The following is a 1,339-nucleotide window of genomic DNA, read 5'->3' as shown; positions in this document are numbered from 1 at the left end:
GGCTGCATCGGATGAAGTCTATTGGAAGCAGCTGGAACAGGTCAAAGCTGAAGCTGGGCCGCTACCTAAGGATTTTGCCTACGAGGGCTCCGTGAATGCAGACAGCGAAGTGCTGACGGTGGAGTGGACCGAAGCTGAAACCGAGCAACTGTTGAAGCAGGCCCATCGCGCCTATAACACCGAGGTCAATGATTTGCTGCTGACCGCGCTGGGACTCGCGGTGCACAACTGGACAGGCGCAGGACATGTACTGGTGAACCTGGAGGGCCATGGCCGGGAAGCGATCTTGCCAGAGGTGGATATTACACGTACAGTAGGCTGGTTTACGAGCTTGTATCCAGTGCTGCTGGAGACCGGCAAGGAAATGACACTGGCTCAGCGGATTAAAGAAACGAAGGAAGGCCTGCGGCGTATTCCGCATAAAGGCCTGACCTATGGCACTTGGCGTTACCTGTCCTCTGCGTTGCCTGCAGATGAAATGGACACGATCGCAGCAGAACCGGAAATCAGCTTTAACTATTTGGGTCAGGTCGATCAGGATCTGCAAAACAGTGGAATCACGTTGTCCTCCTACCGTGCAGGGGAAACAGAGGATGCCCATTCACCGTTACTGTACACGCTGGATTTGAACGCGATGATCTCAGAAGGCAAGCTGCGCTTGACGATCGCTTACAGCCGTAAGCAGTATCGTAAAGAAACGCTGGAACGGGTGGCGAGCCTGCTGCAATCTGCTTTGCAAGAGGTCATTGCGCATTGCGTCGCTCAGGAGCATCTAGAACTGACGCCAAGTGATGTGTCCTTTAAAGGTCTGACGACTGGTGAGCTGGAACAGATTGCGGAACAGGCGGCACGTATCGGTGAGCTGGAAAATGTATACGCACTGACGCCGATGCAGAAGGGCATGCTCTTTTACAATCTGATGGATTCGCAATCGGGAGCTTATTTTGAACAGGCCTCCTTTGATCTGCGAGGACATTTTAATATCGCTGCCTTTGCGGCCAGTCTGGATGTCTTGGTACAGCGGCATACGGTACTACGCACGAACTTCTACAGCGGCTGGAAAGATGAACCGCTTCAGGTTGTGTACCGGAATAAGCGCAGTGAATTGTATGTTGAGGACCTGCGGGACATGGAGGACGAGCAGCAAAACGAGTACATCCTCGAATTTACGCGCCAAGACAAGCAAAGAGGCTTTGATCTGGCGCAGGATGCTTTGATGCGTGTCGCTGTTTTTCGCACAGGTGAGGATTCGTACCGTTTTGTATGGAGCTTCCATCATATTGTGATGGACGGCTGGTGCTTGTCGCTGGTGACCAACGAAGTGTTTGCGAGTTATTTT

The 1,339-nt window shown here is 52.6% G+C and carries 1 protein-coding gene; it reads left to right on the top strand.

The genetic code is table 11. From position 1 onward, the window contains the following. The coding region (locus OIU26_RS25785) for a condensation domain-containing protein (RefSeq protein ID WP_264218414.1) at positions 1-1,339 on the top strand (1,339 nt) is incomplete at both ends.

Source organism: Paenibacillus sp. BT-177, from assembly GCF_025846815.2.
Classification (GTDB): Bacteria; Bacillota; Bacilli; order Paenibacillales; family Paenibacillaceae; genus Paenibacillus; species Paenibacillus polymyxa_C.
This window is presented reverse-complemented; position numbering and strand designations above follow the sequence as displayed.